Consider the following 13897-nt stretch of genomic DNA (forward strand, 5'->3'; position numbering starts at 1 on the left):
TCACCAACGGTCATAGTAGTCACGCTCCCAGAAGCTCGGGCCGACGGGCTCGTCGAAGTCACGCTGTGCGACCAGGTAGCCCTCGTCGTCGACGGTGATCGGCAGCTGGGGCAGCGGACGGCCGGCGGGGCCGAACACCACCTTGCCGGAGTCGGCGAGGTCGAAGGTGGACTGGTGACAGGGGCACAGCAGGTGGTGGGTCGTCCGCTCGTTCAGCGAGATCGGGCAGCCGACGTGGGTGCAGATCTTGGAGTAGGCCACGATGCCGTTGACCGTCCAGTTCTTCCGGCTCTTGCCCTCGGCGTCCTTGCCCGGCTTGATGTCGCCGGGGTTCATCCGGAGCAGGACCAGTGACGCCTTGGACTTGTGGACCTGGAGGTTCACGCCCTCGACCTCGGTCGGGTCGATGTCGTAGCGCTCCGGGTTGTGGTAGGCGTCGGGCTGGCAGTTGACCAGGTCGCCGATCTCGAGGTCCGAGGCGAGGATCGGGGTCCAGATGCCGTCGCGCACGATGCGCATCGGCTTGTCCTTGGTCCCCTTGCCCCAGATGGTGTGGTAGAGCTTGTCGCCCGGCAGCGGACCGAGGTCGCGCAGCAGGACCACGGCCGGCAGGCCCAGCAGGCCGACCGCACCGAGCAGTGAGTTGCGGATCAGCGGACGGCGCCCGATGCCCGACTCGGCGATGCCGTCGTTGAGCGCCTGGACGGCGACCTCACGGTCCTCCTCGGAGGACTTCGCCGGGTGGCGCAGCTCGACCATCTCGTGGTCGGCCATGAGCTTGCGGGCCCAGTGGATGATGCCGACGCCGATGAACAGCAGTGCGAGACCGAGGAAGAAGCCCAGCGCCATGGTCGAGGCGCCGTGGTTGCCGATCAGGGTCCAGTCGTCACCGATGTCGAGGGTGAAGTAGGAGACCAGGAAGGCGAGGGTCGCCAGCGCGGAGAGGCCGAACAGCGTGGCCACCTGGCGCTCGGCGCGCTTCTCCTTGGCGGGGTCGACGTCCGTCGGCCGCCACTGGTGCTCGGGCAGGCCCGGGTCCGCGATCGGGATCGCGAGCTCGCCCCCGCTCGCGTCGGAGTGGTTGTCGTGTGCGTCGGTCACGCTGCCGCCTCGTCCTTCTTCTTGCTCGAGCGGGTGGTGTGGGCCGCGATCCAGACGGCGAAGCCGACCAGGAGGCCGATGCCGCCGACCCAGGCGATGATGCCCTCACTCACCGGTCCGAGGCCGCCCAGCGTGAAGCCGCTGTAGCTCGGGGCCTGGTCCAGCTCGTTGAGGTAGGCGATGACGGCCTTCTTGTCCTCGGGCGGGATGTTGCCGTCGGAGAAGGTGTCCATCGACTGGGGACCGGTCAGCATCGCCTCGTAGATGTGCTTGGAGTCGACGCCGCGGATCTTGGGCGCGAAGCCGCCGCGCGGCATGGCGCCGCCGGAGCCCTCGAAGTTGTGGCACGCCGTGCAGTTGGCGAGGAAGATCTGGCCGCCGCGCACGACGAGCTCCTCGATCTCCTTCTCGCTCATCCCCTCGGTGGAGTAGAGCTCCTTGTCGGGGACGGCCGGGCCGGTGCCGAGCGAGGCGACGTACGCCGCGAGCGCAGCGGTCTCCTCCTTGGTGTAGACGACCTCCTTGCGCGGCGCCTGGGCGCCGGGCTGGGCCATCGGCATGCGGCCGGTGCCGACCTGGAAGTCGACGGCCGCGGCGCCCACGTCGGTCAGGGCGGGCCCGTACTGCGAGCCGCCCTGGGTGAGGACGCCCTCGCCGTTCTGGCCGTGGCAGAAGGCGCAGCCGACCAGGAAGAGCTCACGCCCCTCCTTGACCAGTGCCGCCTCGTCCTGGCTGGTGTCGGCCTGGGCCGGCGCGAGCGCTGCGTAGAGGCCACCTGTCAGCAGGAGGCCGCAGACGAGCACCAGGAGTCCGGCGATCGGACCGCGGCGATGCCGCGAGAGGCGACCAGCGGTTCGGTTCAGGAGGCGCACATTCAGTCCTTGTCAGTCCGGAGGATCCAACAGCTCTTCGTCATCGGGGTGGCCCGTGTCACTTGATCAGGTAGATCGTCGCGAACAGGCCGATCCACACGACGTCGACGAAGTGCCAGTAGTACGAGACGACGATCGCGCTGACCGCCTGCTCGTGCGTGAAGCGCCTGGCGACGTACGTGCGGCCGAGGACGAAGAGGAAGGCGATGAGACCGCCGGTCACGTGGATGCCGTGGAAGCCGGTGGTCAGGTAGAACATCGTGCCGTAGGCGTCGTGGGGGATCGTGACGCCCTCGTGGATGAGCTCGGCGTACTCGAGCGCCTGGCCGCCGACGAAGATGGCACCCATGACGTAGGTCAGGATGAACCACTCGCGCAGGCCCCACTTGCCGACCTGGAGCAGCGAGCCAGCGCGCGAGACCTGGCCGCGCTCGGCCGCGAACACACCCAGCTGGCAGGTGAACGACGACAGCACGAGGATCGTGGTGTTGATCGACGCGAACGGGACGTTCAGCAGCTGGGTGTTCTCCGACCACATCTCGGGCGAGACCGAGCGGATCGTGAAGTACGACGCGAAGAGCGCCGCGAAGAACATGAGCTCGCTGGACAGCCAGATGATCGTGCCGACCGCGACCATGCTGGGTCGGTCGTGCTGGCCGTGCAGGCGCGAGGCCGGGAGAGTTGCCGAAGCTGAGATCGCCACGGGCGCCATTATGGCGGTATCGGATCGCATCGGCATCCCGACCCCCCGTTCTGGGCCCTCACCACCTGCCACCTACGCTCGGACGGTGGTCGTTGCGGGCGGTGCGGGAGTCGAGAACCTTCCCCCGTTCGACGCCGGAGCACTGCTCTCCCAGTGGGGCATCGCGCCGCTGCCGCTGATCATCACCGTCTGGGCCACCGGCCTGTACGCCGTCGGCGTGCTCACGCTGCGCCGCCGCGGCGACGGCTGGCCGGTCGGCCGCTCCATCGCCTGGGGCGTCGGCATGCTGGCGTTCTACCTGGCCACCTCGTCGGGGCTCGCGGCGTACGACACCGTCCTGGTCAGCGTCCACATGGTCCAGCACATGATCCTGTCGATGGTCGTGCCGCTCTCACTGGCCCTGGGCGCCCCGGTGACCCTGGCGCTGCGGACCCTCCCGCGGCGGCCGCGCGGCTGGCTGCTCGCGCTGCTGCACTCCCGGCTGGCGAAGGTGCTGGGCTTCCCGCCGCTGACCTTCGGCCTCTACGTCATCTCGCCGTGGGCGCTCTACTTCTCCGGCTGGTACGACGCGTCGCTGCGCTCGACCTACGTCCACGAGATGATGCACGTGCACCTGGTCGTCGTCGGCGCGCTCTTCTTCTGGCCGATCGTCGGGGTCGACCCGCTGCCCGGGCGCGTCGCGCACCCGTTCCGGGTGCTGCTGACCGTGATGACGCTGCCGTTCCACGCCTTCCTCGGCGTCACGATCATGGGGCAGAAGACCCTGCTCGGAGGAGACTGGTACCCCTCCCTGCACGACGGCCCGCTCGGCGCCTGGCTCCCGGACCCCTACGAGGACCAGAAGCTCGCCGGCGGGATCCTGTGGGGCGCCGGCGACCTCGTCGGCCTGGTGTTCTTCGTCGTGCTCTTCGCGCAGTGGGTGCGCTCGTCGATGAAGGAGGCCGCGCGGGAGGACCGGCGGCTCGACCGGCTGGAACGGCAAGCCGCGGCCGCGGACCGCGAGGCGTCCGAGTAGCATCGCGCGGGTGACGTCCCCCAAGACCCTGAAGGTCCTCGTCTACAGCGACGACGTGCACACCCGCGAGCAGGTCATCCTGGCGCTGGGACGCCGTCCCCACCCGGACCTGCCCGAGCTGGAGTACGTCGAGGTCGCCACCGAGCCCGTGGTGATCCAGAACATGGACGCCGGCGGCCTGGCCCTCGCGATCCTCGACGGCGAGGCGGTCCCGGCCGGGGGGATGGGCATCGCCAAGCAGCTCAAGGACGAGATCCTCGACTGCCCGCCGCTCGTGGTGCTCACCGGTCGGCCCCAGGACGCCTGGCTGGCGACCTGGTCGCGTGCGGACGCCGCCGTACCGCACCCGCTCGACCCGATCCAGCTCGCGGAGGCCGTGGTCTCGCTGCTCCGCGCCCGCGTCCCGGCCTGACGTGGCGACCTGGCCCGACGTCCTCGGTGCCCTCGTCGCCGGGGAGGACCTGACGCCCGCCCAGTCCTCGTGGGCTATGGGGCAGATCCTCGCCGGCGAGGCGACCCCCGCCCAGATCGCGGGCTTCGTGGTCGCACTTCGGGCGAAGGGGGAGTCCATCGACGAGCTCACCGGCCTCGTCGACGCGATGTACGCCGTGATGACCCCGATCTCCGTCCCCGGGCGGCTGCTCGACGTGGTCGGTACCGGCGGCGACCGCTCCTTCTCGGTCAACATCTCGACCATGTCCGCGATCGTCGCGGCCGGGGCCGGCGCGCGCGTGGTCAAGCACGGCAACCGCTCGGCCTCCTCGCAGGCCGGCACCGCCGACGTCCTCGAGGCGCTCGGCGTTCGGCTCGACCTGCCGGTGGCCCGGGTCGCCGAGGTCGTCGACGAGGCCGGGATCACCTTCTGCTTCGCCGCCGCCTTCCACCCGGCCATGCGGCACGCCGCGGTCCCGCGCAAGGAGCTCGGCATCGGTACGGCGTTCAACGCGCTCGGCCCGCTCGCCAACCCGACCCGCCCGGCCGCCCAGGCGATCGGCTGCGCCGACCCCAGGCTGGCCCCGGTCATGGCCGGCGTGTTCGCGCGCCGCGGCGTCGACGCCTGGGTTTTCCGCGGCGACGACGGGCTCGACGAGCTCACCACGACGACCACCTCGCGGCTGTGGCAGGTCCACGGCGGCGAGGTCAGCGAGGTCAGCGTCGACCCGACCGCCCTCGGCATCGCCCCGGCGACCGCCGAGGACCTGCGCGGCGGCGACGCCCAGCACAACGCCGGCGTGGTCCGCGACCTGCTCGACGGCAAGACCGGCCCGGTGCGCGACGCGGTGCTGCTCAACGCGGGTGCCGCGCTCGCCGTCTACGACGCCCCCGGGGCGCCGTACGACGAGGCGCTCCTCGCCGGCATCGCCCGCGCCGGCGAGGCGATCGACTCCGGGGCCGCGCGCGCGACGCTGGACCGCTGGGTGGCCGCAGCCGGACGCTGACGCTCAGCGTGCCGGGGGAGCGAGCAGCACCAGCTCCAACGTGTGCTGCGCGACCGTCCAGCCGTCGTGTTCGAGCGCGTAGGCGAGGGGTGAGTCGTCGGGGAGCAGGGCGACCCCGGGGTCGAGCTCGGCCAGCGTCCGGTCCCAGCCGGGCTCGAGGTGGTCGAGGTCGGCGTACCGCTCGAGCTCGGCGTCGGTGTAGACGTCGCCGTAGCCGTGCAGCGGTACGTCGAGCCGCGGCTCCAGCCACAGCAGCACCCCGCCGACCGGCCAGTCGGTCAGCACCCGCGTGCCCGGTGGCAGCGCGTCGAGCCGCTCGGCGAACGGGCGGACCCGGTCGGCCGGGTCGTCGACGAGGTCCTGGGTCGGCGCGACGGCCAGGACCGCGACCGCCAGGCCGAGGGCGACCAGCAGCTCGGGCCGCCGGACCGGGCGGTGCCCGCCCCGGCGGGCCAGCTCGGGGGCGACGAGTGCGGCCAGGGTCACCAGCGCGAGGGGCAGCGTGCGGCCCGAGTAGAGCGCGAACGCCCCACCCATCGCGAGCAGGCCGAGGTCGTAGGGGCGCACGTCGTGGCGCCGGACGAGCAGGAGCACGGCCGCCGCGGCGAGGACGGTCACCGGAGCGGCACGGACGGTGAGCAGCTCGGGGGCGGCCCACTCGGCGAAGTAGTCGGCACGCGAGTTGACGAGCAGCACCGCCGTCAGCAGCCGCGGGCCGACCGGTGTCACCAGCGCGGCGAGGAGCATGCCGGCCGGGACGGCCAGCAGGGCGAGGGCCTGGGCCCGGCGCGGGCGCCGCTCGACGAGTACCAGGACCGCCAGCAGGGCGCTGGCCGCGACGCCGATGATCCACATCCCGTGGCAGGTCGCCCACAGCCAGCCGAGCGGGACGAGCGCCCACGGGGGCCGGCCGGTGGCGCGCGCTCGGTCCCAGGCGGCGAGCACGGCCACCAGGAAGAGGTAGCTGAGCAGCTGCGGGCGCAGGGACAGGCTGGGCAGGCAGCCAAGGACGACCACCACCGTGAGGGTGATCGCGACCGACGGTCCGGCATGGCGGCGCAGCAGCAGGTAGGTCGCGGTGGCGAAGGCGACGACCAGCACGGCGAACGCCAGCACCAGGCCCGTCGTACCGAAGCTGTCGTCGAGCTGGGACAGCACGACCTGGGGCAGCCACTGGGTGGGGACCCAGTCGTTGGTGGATGCCGAGCTGAGCTGGCCCGGGTGGGCGATCGACCAGTCGTGCCGGAACTCCTCGCCGAAGCGCAGGTGGAAGTAGGTGTCGAAGGCGCGCAGCGGACGACGCACCAGCGCGATCACCAGCACCGCCAGGAGCACCGCGACGGCCGGTGGGTAGGCCCGGGCGATCAGGGGGAACCGCGGCTCGCCCCGGGCTCGGTCGGTCATCCTCAGTCGAGGCCGAGCGAGAACGCCGCCTCGAGGTCGTGGCGGGAGTAGGCCCGGTAGGCGATGTGGGTCTCGGTGTCGACGACGCCGTCGACCTTGTTGAGCCGGTCGGCGACCACCGCGGCGATGTCGTCGTGGGAGCTGACCCGGACCAGCGCGATGAGGTCGATCTGGCCGGTGACGGAGTAGACCTCGCTGACGCCCTCGAGCGCCGCGATCGCCTCGGCGACCTCCGGGATCCGGGCGGTCTCGGCCTGGACGAAGACGATGGCGGTGATCATGGGGTCACAGTAGTGGTCAGCAGAGTCGTGGCGTGGCGCCCCGCGCCCTGCACCGGACAGGCCCATTCGCCGACCACCTCGACCAGCCGGACGCCGGGCGACTCCAGCCAGCGCAGGATGCGCTCGGACTCCTCCGCGGTCGCCGCGGGGGTCGGACCGATCGTGGGCAGCACGGTCTCGGCCGAGGCGCGCAGGCCGTCGACGTACGCGACCGCGTCGGCGCCGGACGGGATCACGCCGGCGGCGGCGAGCCGGCCGTGGCGCACCACGTGGACGGCCCAGCGGCCGTCGTCCTCGCGGCGGGCGGCGACCACCTCGGGGCAGCCGGTCAGCGCGGTGAGGCGCTGGGTGCGCGCGGCCGCGCGGACGAAGTCGGCGAGCCGGTCGCGATGGTGGGCCGCCTCCTCGAAGCGCTCCTGGTCGGCCAGGGCCGACATCCGGGCGTGGACCAGGTCGACGACGTCGTCGGGCCGGGTGAGCAGCGTGTCCCTGAGCTGGCGTACGACGGCCGCGTAGGTCTGCGGGTCGACACTGCCGTCGCAGGGGGACAGGCAGCGCTCCATCTCGGCCAGCACGCAGGCACTGCGATGCGGCTGCCGGCCGAAGCGGTCGTTGCACTGGCGGATCGGGAACACCTCGTGCAGTGCGGCCAGCGAGCTCTCCGCCGCCGCCCGCGAGGAGAACGGTCCGAGGTAGTCGGCGTCGTCGTCGAGGACCCGCTTGACCAGGGAGAGCCGCGGCCACGGCTCGCGGGTCAGCTTGAGCCAGGTGACCTTCTCGGGATGGCGGGAGCGCCGGTTGTAGGGCGGCTTGTGCTCGGCGATCAGGCGCAGCTCGCGCACCGAGGCCTCCAGCGGCGTCGCGCACTCGACGCCGCTGACCGACGAGGCGATCTGGACCATCTCGCCGATCCGGGTGCGCTTCTCCGAGGCGGTGAAGTAGCTGCGGACCCGACGGCGCAGGTCGCGCGACGTACCGATGTAGAGGACCCGGGCGCTGTCGTCGCGGAACAGGTAGACGCCGGGGGCGTGGGGGAGGTGCTCGGCGAGGTGGCGCTTGCGGCGGGCGGCGCTCGCGACCTTGCTGGAGTAGCCCTGCAGCTCCTCGAGGGTCTGCACGCCGAGCCCGCCGAGGCGCTCCATCAGGCCGTGCAGCACGTCGACGGTGGCCCGGGCGTCAGCGAGCGCCCGGTGGTTGGGGGTGGTGCCGGCGCGGAAGACCCGGGCCAGCGAGGACAGCTTGTGGTTGGGCGCCTCGTCGCGGGTCACCACGTGGCGGGCCAGCTTGACCGTGTCGAGCACCTCGAAGTCGGGCCAGGCGATGTCCTGCTCGCGCGCGAAGTGGCGCAGGAAGCCCACGTCGAAGCGGGCGTTGTGGGCGACCAGGACGGACCCGGCGGCGAACTCGAGGAAGGCCGGCAGGGCGGACTCGATCGGCGGGGCGTCGGCGACCATGCCGTTGGTGATCCCGGTCAGGACCGCGATGAAGGCCGGGATCGCGGCGTGCGGGTTGACCAGGGTCTGGAACTCGCCCAGCACCTCGCCACCGCGGACCTTGACCGCGCCGATCTCGGTGATCATGTCGCCGTCGGCCACCGAGCCGCCGGTGGTCTCGAGGTCGACGACGCAGAAGGTCACGTCGTGGAGGGGGCGGCCGAGCTCGTCGAAGCCGCGCTGCGCATCCCACCGGGGGGCGAGCGGTGCTGCGGTCATGGGAGCGACGGTAGGCGCCACCTCCGACGCATCCCGGGAGCCGCGCGGTCCGGGGACCCGGCGCGGGCTTTGTGTCGGACCGCTCTGCCACCCTCGCGGACATGACGAGGATCGACTGCGACACCTGTGTGGTGCGAGGCCTGGCCTGCCACGACTGCGTGGTGACGGTGCTGCTCGGGCCACCGCCCGAGCTGGTGATCGGCGACGACGAGATGGCCGCCCTCGAGGCGCTGGCCGACGGAGGGCTGGTGCCGCCCCTGCGGCTGGTCCAGCCGGTCGACGGTCCCCAGGTCGAGTCGGCCTGAGCCGACCTGAGCCGACCTGAGCCGACCTGCCGTGACCGGAGGGGCTGGTGTGACCCACGTGACAGCTGTTGCGTGCAATCGTCCACAACACGCCCTCGACCGGTTTGGTGCCGCCGGGAGCCACGACTAGGCTGCTCCCTCAGGTGTCCGAGGAAGTGGGTCGACGACCCGCGCGGACGCCGCGCTGAGTCCGGATCCACTCGGGGATCCGGAGCCGGGGAACCAACCACTCTGGGGTGAATCCCGCACGAGGCGCGAGGGCGAGGGTCCGACCGGACCACCGCCGGCGCGAGGAGTGCGGGTAGGGCGAGTCGTGCCCGAATCCGTCAGCTCACCCGGTAGGCGTACGACACCAGAGGGGACCGCCAGCTCGTGCTGAACGGCCGGACACGCACTACCGCCGCGCTCGCGGCACTCGCCGTCACCGGAGCGATCACGCTGTCGATCAGCGGGACGCCGAGCCCCGCTCAGGCCGAGCCCGACATCGAGACCGTCAAGGCCCGGGTCGACCGGCTCTTCCACGAGTCCGAGCAGGCCGCCGAGCGCTACAACGACGCCGAGCTCGAGCTCACCGAGCTCGACAGCGACCTGTCGTCCCTCGAGTCGGACCAGTCCCGGCAGGGCGACGCCCTCGACGGTGTCCGCTCCGACGTGCGCGACTCGCTCATCCAGCAGTACCAGTCCGGCAACCTCGGTGCGACCGGCGACCTGCTGTCCTCCGACACGCAGGGCTTCCTCGACCAGCTCTCCACCATGTCGACGGTCGAGGGGATCCAGGACTCGCTCCTCGCCGACTACGGCGACGAGCTCGAGGCCTACGACATCCGCAAGGACCAGACCGAGAAGCGCCGCTCCGACATCAAGGAGCTCAAGGCGACGCTCGCGGAGGAGAAGAAGACCGCCGACGCCAAGCTGGCCGAGGCCAAGGACCTGCTCTCGCAGCTCGAGGCCGAGCAGCGTGCCGAGTTCCTCTCCCGCAACGCCGGTCGCCCGATCGACCCCGCGACCATCCCGGCCAGCGGCCGCGCGGCCGCGGCGATCAAGTACGCCCTCGCCCAGGTCGGCGACGCCTACGTGTGGGGTGCCGCCGGGCCCAACGCCTTCGACTGCTCCGGCCTGACGATGATGGCCTACGCCCAGGCCGGCGTGAGCCTGCCGCACTCCTCGCGCGCCCAGTACGGCAGCGGCGCCCACATCGCCAAGAGCGACCTGCAGGCGGGCGACCTCGTCTTCTACTACAGCCCGATCAGCCACGTCGGGATCTACCTCGGCAACGGCCTGATCGTGCACGCGGCCAACCCGGGCGCCGGCGTCAAGGTCTCCGACCTCGACGAGATGCCCTACGCCGGAGCGGTCCGGCCTGGGTGAGGCCGCTCGCGGCCGCGCTGCTGGTCGTCGCGCTCGGCACCGGGGCGTGCTCGAAGGACGAGTACGTCGCCCCGCCGCCGGCGAGGACCAGCGACGCCGCCGATCCCGCGGCAGCGGCGCAGACCCTGGCTGCGCTGCAGGACGCGATCTCGGCCGGTGACACCTCGGCCGCGGCCGACCTCGGTGCCGACGCGCGCAGCCGCGACCTGCTGGCCGCGGTCGTCACCAACGCGGGCGCGCTCGGACTCACCGACGTGACCCTGCGCTACGTCACCGAGACGGGTCGCACCACCGGCGCCGACGGCTGGGACGGCCAGGTCGCGGTGACCTGGCGTGTCGACGGGCACGACGCCGCGTCGGCGCGCACCGAGCTCCCGGTCTCCTTCGCCGGGCACGGCGCCTCGATCGCCGCGATCGGCGGCACTGGTGCTCGGCTCCCGCTGTGGCTGTCGGGCCCGCTCACCGTCGAGCGCGCAGGTGACGTGCTCGTCTCGGTGGCCGGCGACCCGGCCCGGGCTCCGGCATACCTCGCGGCGGCGCGGCGCGCCGTCACGCAGGTGCGCGCCGTCGTCCCCGGCCAGGCCGGGCTCGTCGTCGAGGTGCCCGCCGATCCCGACGGCCTGCAGCGCACGCTCGACACCGCACCCGGGCAGTACTCCGCGATCGCCGCCGTCACCGCACCGGTCGACGGCTCACAGGCCGCGGGCAGCCCGGTGCACGTGTTCCTCAACCGCAGCGTGTACGACGACCTCGACCCCGTCGCGGCGCAGGTCGTGATGACCCACGAGGCCGTGCACGCGCTCACCGACGCGGTCGGCGCGCGTCAGGCGCCGCTGTGGCTGGTCGAGGGCTTCGCCGACTACGTCGCGCTGCGCGACGTCGACCTGCCGCTCACCAAGACCGCCGGCCAGGTCGCCACCGAGGTCCGCAAGGACGGGACGCCCAAGACGCTGCCGCCGGACAGCGAGTTCGACCCGACGGCGAGCCACCTCGGCGGCGTCTACGAGGCCGCCTGGCTGGTCTGCGTGACCCTTGCCGACCACGCGGGCGAACGGGCGCTGGTCGACCTCTACGAGCAGGTGCGCGACGGCGGCGAGCTCGCCGCCGCGCTGCGCGAGCACGCCGGCTGGACCGAGGCCGAGCTCACCGCCGCGTGGCAGGAGCGGCTCCGCTCGTTGCCCGGCGTGGCAGGCTGACTGTCGTGGACGACCGATCGGCGGTGCGCAGGGTCGCGCTGGGCACCGTGCTGGTGGGGGCCGCCGCCTTCGTCCTGGTCGCCGCGACGCGCGTCCCGTGGCACCCGGTCCCCGGCGGCCTGCCCGACCCGGTGACGGCATCGTCGGTGTTCACCCGCGCACAGATCGACCGGGGCGAGCACTATGCGCTCTGGGGCCGGATCTGGAGCTGGTCGCGGCTGGCGGTCTCCCTGGCCGTCGCCGCCTGGCTGGGCTTCGGACCGGTCGGCCGGCGCTGGGCGGCCCGGTTGCGCGGGTGGTGGTGGGTCCGGGTCGTCGTCGTGGTCGCGGGCCTCGCCCTGGCCGGCGAGTTGGTCACGCTGCCGTTCGGGATCGCGCTGCGCCGCCTCGGACTCACCGAGGGCCTGGTCGCGGGCACCTGGGCCGACTGGGGCGTCGACCAGGTCAAGGGCTACCTGGTCACCGTCGTCAGCACCTCGATCGCGGTGGCCGCGCTCGTCGCCTGCATGCGCCGGCTGCCACGCCTGTGGCCGGCCGTGGCCGGGCTCGCCGCGGCGGTCCTCGTGATGCTCGGCTCGTTCGCCTACCCGTTGGTGGTCGAGCCGGTCTTCAACTCGTTCGACTCACTGCCCGAAGGTCCGCTGCGCAGCCAGGTGCTGTCGCTCGCCGACGCGGAGAGGGTCCACGTCGACGACGTGCTGGTGGCCGACGCGTCGCGGCGCACGACGACGCTCAACGCGTACGTCTCCGGCTTCGGCGACAGCCGCCGGGTGGTGCTCTACGACACTCTCGTGACCGGCACGCCCACCGACGAGACGCTCTCGGTCGTCGCTCACGAGCTCGCCCATGCGAAGTACGACGACGTCCTCACCGGCACGCTGCTCGGCGCGGCGGGTGCCGCCCTCGGCGTCGGGCTGCTCGGCATCCTGCTGGCCGTCCCGCGCCGGGACCGGGCGGGGGACTCGGGGGACGCGGGGGACGAGGTGTCCGCGGTGCCGCGGGTGCTGGCACTGGTCGCGATCGCGACGTTCCTGGTCGCGCCGCTGCAGAACGGGATCAGCCGGGCGATCGAGACCCGGGCGGACCAGACGGCGCTGGCGGTGACCAACGCCCCCCAGGCGTTCGTCGACCTCCAGCGCCGTCTGGCACTGCGGTCCCATGCCGACCCCACACCTCCGGCGTGGTCGCAGTGGTGGTTCGGCTCGCACCCGACGGTGCTGCAGCGGATCGGGCTGGCCAACCAGTTCGAGACGCGCGCTACGGAGTGATGGCGGAGTCGAAGCTGGCGTTGGTGTTCTCGAAGAGATCGCCGACACCGCCTCCGAACAGCACCACGGCGAAGACGATCACCGCGGCGAGCAGCGCCACCAGGAGGCCGTACTCGACGGCGGTGGCGCCTCGCTGGCTGCGACCGAGCGGTGTTGTCAATGTCGTCTCCCAAGCTAGAGGCGGCCGGAACGGCGCAACCGCGCCAAGGCTCCCTTGACGCGGCTGCAGATGGCCTTCGATACGAGGATCAGCCGCCGAGGCTGCTGTTGACCTTGCCGAAGGCGTCATCGAGCTTGTTGCCGAGGAGGATGACCGCGGCGATGATGACGGCGGCGATGAGCGCGACGAGCAGACCGTACTCGACGGCGGTCGCACCCCGCTCCTCCATCTTGGCCAGACGGCCGTTCAGCAGGATGTTGAGGTACTGGATCATGGGGTCTCCCTGTGCACTGGTTCTTCGTGTCCCCGGGGAGTGCTTTCCCCGATGCACAGAACTCTGCCGGAAGGGCCCCGACGAGGGATCGGGAGTTCGTCTCCTCGCTGCTAGTCACTTCGGACTAGCGGCCGCCGACGGGCTGCAGAGGCTCTCAGCGTGCCGACGGCTGGACCGTCGAGAGCAGGCCGATCCGCATCGCCGTGACCAGGGCCTGGGCCCGGTTGGCGGCGCCCAGCTTCTGGTAGATGCGGGCGATGTGGGACTTCGTCGTCGACTCGGAGAGGTAGAGCTTGGCGCCGATGGCGGCGGCGTTGAGGCCCTCGGCAAGGAGCAGCAGTACGTCGTGCTCGCGCTCGGTGAGCGCGGTCGACTCGGCCGACTGGCGGCGCATCATCGCGCCCACGAGGCCGGCGCACACGAAGGCCTTCGGGGACACGGCGGCGTGCCGCGCTGCCTTGATCACCTCGGTGGAGGGGGCGTCCTTGCCGACGAAGCCGGAGGCGCCCGCCTGCATGGCGGCGAAGATCTGCTCGTCGCCGGAGTGCATGGTGAGCACGATCAGGCCGACCTGGTCGTTCTCCTTACGCAGGGTGCGGACCACGTCGAGACCGGTGCCGTCCTGCATCTGCAGGTCGGTGATCACGACGTCGGGACGCACCTCGCGGGCGCGCTGGATGCCCTCCATCACCGAGCCGGCGGTCGCGACGACGCTGAGGTCGGGCTCGAGGTCGATGACGGCGCCGAGCCCGTCGCGGATCAGCTCGTGGTCGTCGATCAGGAGGACGGTCGTCATGTC

Annotated in this window: 16 protein-coding genes and 1 riboswitch; of the genes, 7 read left to right on the forward strand and 9 right to left on the reverse strand. The window is 72.1% G+C overall.

Annotation, left to right across the window (positions count from 1 at the left end; genetic code table 11):
- The 3 genes from FBY23_RS11790 to FBY23_RS11800 are packed head-to-tail and all read right to left on the reverse strand — an operon-like array spanning nt 1 to nt 2685.
- A complete protein-coding gene (locus FBY23_RS11790; protein WP_174245203.1) occupies nt 1-1101 on the reverse strand; it encodes a ubiquinol-cytochrome c reductase iron-sulfur subunit in 1101 nt (366 codons plus the stop codon).
- Entirely contained in the window at nt 1098-1973 is an 876-nt protein-coding gene (locus FBY23_RS11795) for a c-type cytochrome (RefSeq protein WP_141798313.1), read from the reverse strand. Before FBY23_RS11795 ends, FBY23_RS11790 begins: the two co-directional genes overlap by 4 nt.
- Nucleotides 1974-2031: 58 nt before the next feature.
- Nucleotides 2032-2685: a heme-copper oxidase subunit III gene (locus FBY23_RS11800; protein WP_141798314.1), complete on the reverse strand. Its 654-nt coding sequence runs from the start codon at nt 2683-2685 to the stop codon at nt 2032-2034.
- Between the two features lie 76 nt (nt 2686-2761).
- Between FBY23_RS11800 and FBY23_RS11805 the strand changes: the two genes are divergently transcribed.
- The 3 genes from FBY23_RS11805 to trpD are packed head-to-tail and all read left to right on the forward strand — an operon-like array spanning nt 2762 to nt 5130.
- Nucleotides 2762-3691, forward strand: coding sequence for a cytochrome c oxidase assembly protein (locus FBY23_RS11805; protein WP_260805922.1), 930 nt, complete (start codon nt 2762-2764; stop codon nt 3689-3691).
- A gap of 10 nt (nt 3692-3701) precedes the next feature.
- Nucleotides 3702-4103 carry a hypothetical protein gene (locus FBY23_RS11810; protein ID WP_204835246.1) on the forward strand — a complete coding sequence of 134 codons (402 nt, stop codon included), beginning with the start codon at nt 3702-3704 and terminating at the stop codon, nt 4101-4103.
- A gap of 1 nt (nt 4104) precedes the next feature.
- The gene (gene trpD / locus FBY23_RS11815) at nt 4105-5130 is read left to right on the forward strand and encodes an anthranilate phosphoribosyltransferase (RefSeq protein ID WP_141798317.1); all 1026 of its coding nucleotides are present in this window, start codon (nt 4105-4107) and stop codon (nt 5128-5130) included.
- A 3-nt stretch (nt 5131-5133) separates the two neighbouring features.
- Here trpD and FBY23_RS11820 read toward each other — a convergent pair whose 3' ends face one another.
- Genes FBY23_RS11820 through FBY23_RS11830 form a run of 3 tightly spaced genes read right to left on the reverse strand, consistent with a single transcriptional unit; the run spans nt 5134 to nt 8527 of the window.
- Nucleotides 5134-6534: a hypothetical protein gene (locus FBY23_RS11820; protein WP_141798318.1), complete on the reverse strand. Its 1401-nt coding sequence runs from the start codon at nt 6532-6534 to the stop codon at nt 5134-5136.
- Nucleotides 6535-6536: 2 nt separating this feature from the next.
- Nucleotides 6537-6815, reverse strand: coding sequence for an Lrp/AsnC family transcriptional regulator (locus tag FBY23_RS11825; RefSeq protein WP_141798319.1), 279 nt, complete (start codon nt 6813-6815; stop codon nt 6537-6539).
- Nucleotides 6812-8527 (reverse strand): DEDD exonuclease domain-containing protein, encoded by a 1716-nt coding sequence (locus FBY23_RS11830; RefSeq protein WP_141798320.1) that lies wholly within the window; start codon nt 8525-8527, stop codon nt 6812-6814. The genes FBY23_RS11825 and FBY23_RS11830 overlap by 4 nt, the downstream gene beginning before the upstream one ends.
- 101 nt (nt 8528-8628) lie before the next feature.
- On the opposite strand from FBY23_RS11830, the gene FBY23_RS11835 reads away from it, so the two are divergent.
- From FBY23_RS11835 to FBY23_RS11850, 4 genes are all read left to right on the forward strand, one after another.
- Nucleotides 8629-8832 (forward strand): hypothetical protein, encoded by a 204-nt coding sequence (locus tag FBY23_RS11835; RefSeq protein ID WP_141798321.1) that lies wholly within the window; start codon nt 8629-8631, stop codon nt 8830-8832.
- A gap of 182 nt (nt 8833-9014) precedes the next feature.
- A riboswitch (cyclic di-AMP (ydaO/yuaA leader) is annotated at nt 9015-9179 on the forward strand.
- A 25-nt stretch (nt 9180-9204) separates the two neighbouring features.
- The gene (locus tag FBY23_RS11840; RefSeq protein WP_260805923.1) at nt 9205-10200 is read left to right on the forward strand and encodes a C40 family peptidase; all 996 of its coding nucleotides are present in this window, start codon (nt 9205-9207) and stop codon (nt 10198-10200) included.
- Nucleotides 10197-11396, forward strand: coding sequence for a hypothetical protein (locus FBY23_RS11845; RefSeq protein ID WP_141798322.1), 1200 nt, complete (start codon nt 10197-10199; stop codon nt 11394-11396). Before FBY23_RS11840 ends, FBY23_RS11845 begins: the two co-directional genes overlap by 4 nt.
- 5 nt (nt 11397-11401) lie before the next feature.
- Nucleotides 11402-12664, forward strand: coding sequence for a M48 family metalloprotease (locus tag FBY23_RS11850; RefSeq protein ID WP_141798323.1), 1263 nt, complete (start codon nt 11402-11404; stop codon nt 12662-12664).
- Here FBY23_RS11850 and FBY23_RS26650 read toward each other — a convergent pair.
- The 3 genes from FBY23_RS26650 to FBY23_RS11865 all read right to left on the reverse strand — a co-directional run bounded on the left by FBY23_RS26650 (nt 12654) and on the right by FBY23_RS11865 (nt 13894).
- The gene (locus FBY23_RS26650; RefSeq protein ID WP_260805924.1) at nt 12654-12824 is read right to left on the reverse strand and encodes a Flp family type IVb pilin; all 171 of its coding nucleotides are present in this window, start codon (nt 12822-12824) and stop codon (nt 12654-12656) included. The two genes, FBY23_RS11850 and FBY23_RS26650, sit on opposite strands and share 11 nt — an antisense overlap.
- 88 nt (nt 12825-12912) lie before the next feature.
- Complete coding sequence (locus FBY23_RS11860) at nt 12913-13098, reverse strand: Flp family type IVb pilin (RefSeq protein ID WP_141798325.1); 186 nt, start codon at nt 13096-13098, stop codon at nt 12913-12915.
- Nucleotides 13099-13252: 154 nt separating this feature from the next.
- Nucleotides 13253-13894, reverse strand: a complete 642-nt coding sequence (locus FBY23_RS11865; protein WP_141798326.1) for a response regulator transcription factor — start codon at nt 13892-13894, stop codon at nt 13253-13255.
- Between the last annotated feature and the right edge of the window lie 3 nt (nt 13895-13897).

The organism is Nocardioides sp. SLBN-35 (assembly GCF_006715725.1).
Taxonomy (GTDB): domain Bacteria; phylum Actinomycetota; class Actinomycetes; order Propionibacteriales; family Nocardioidaceae; genus Nocardioides.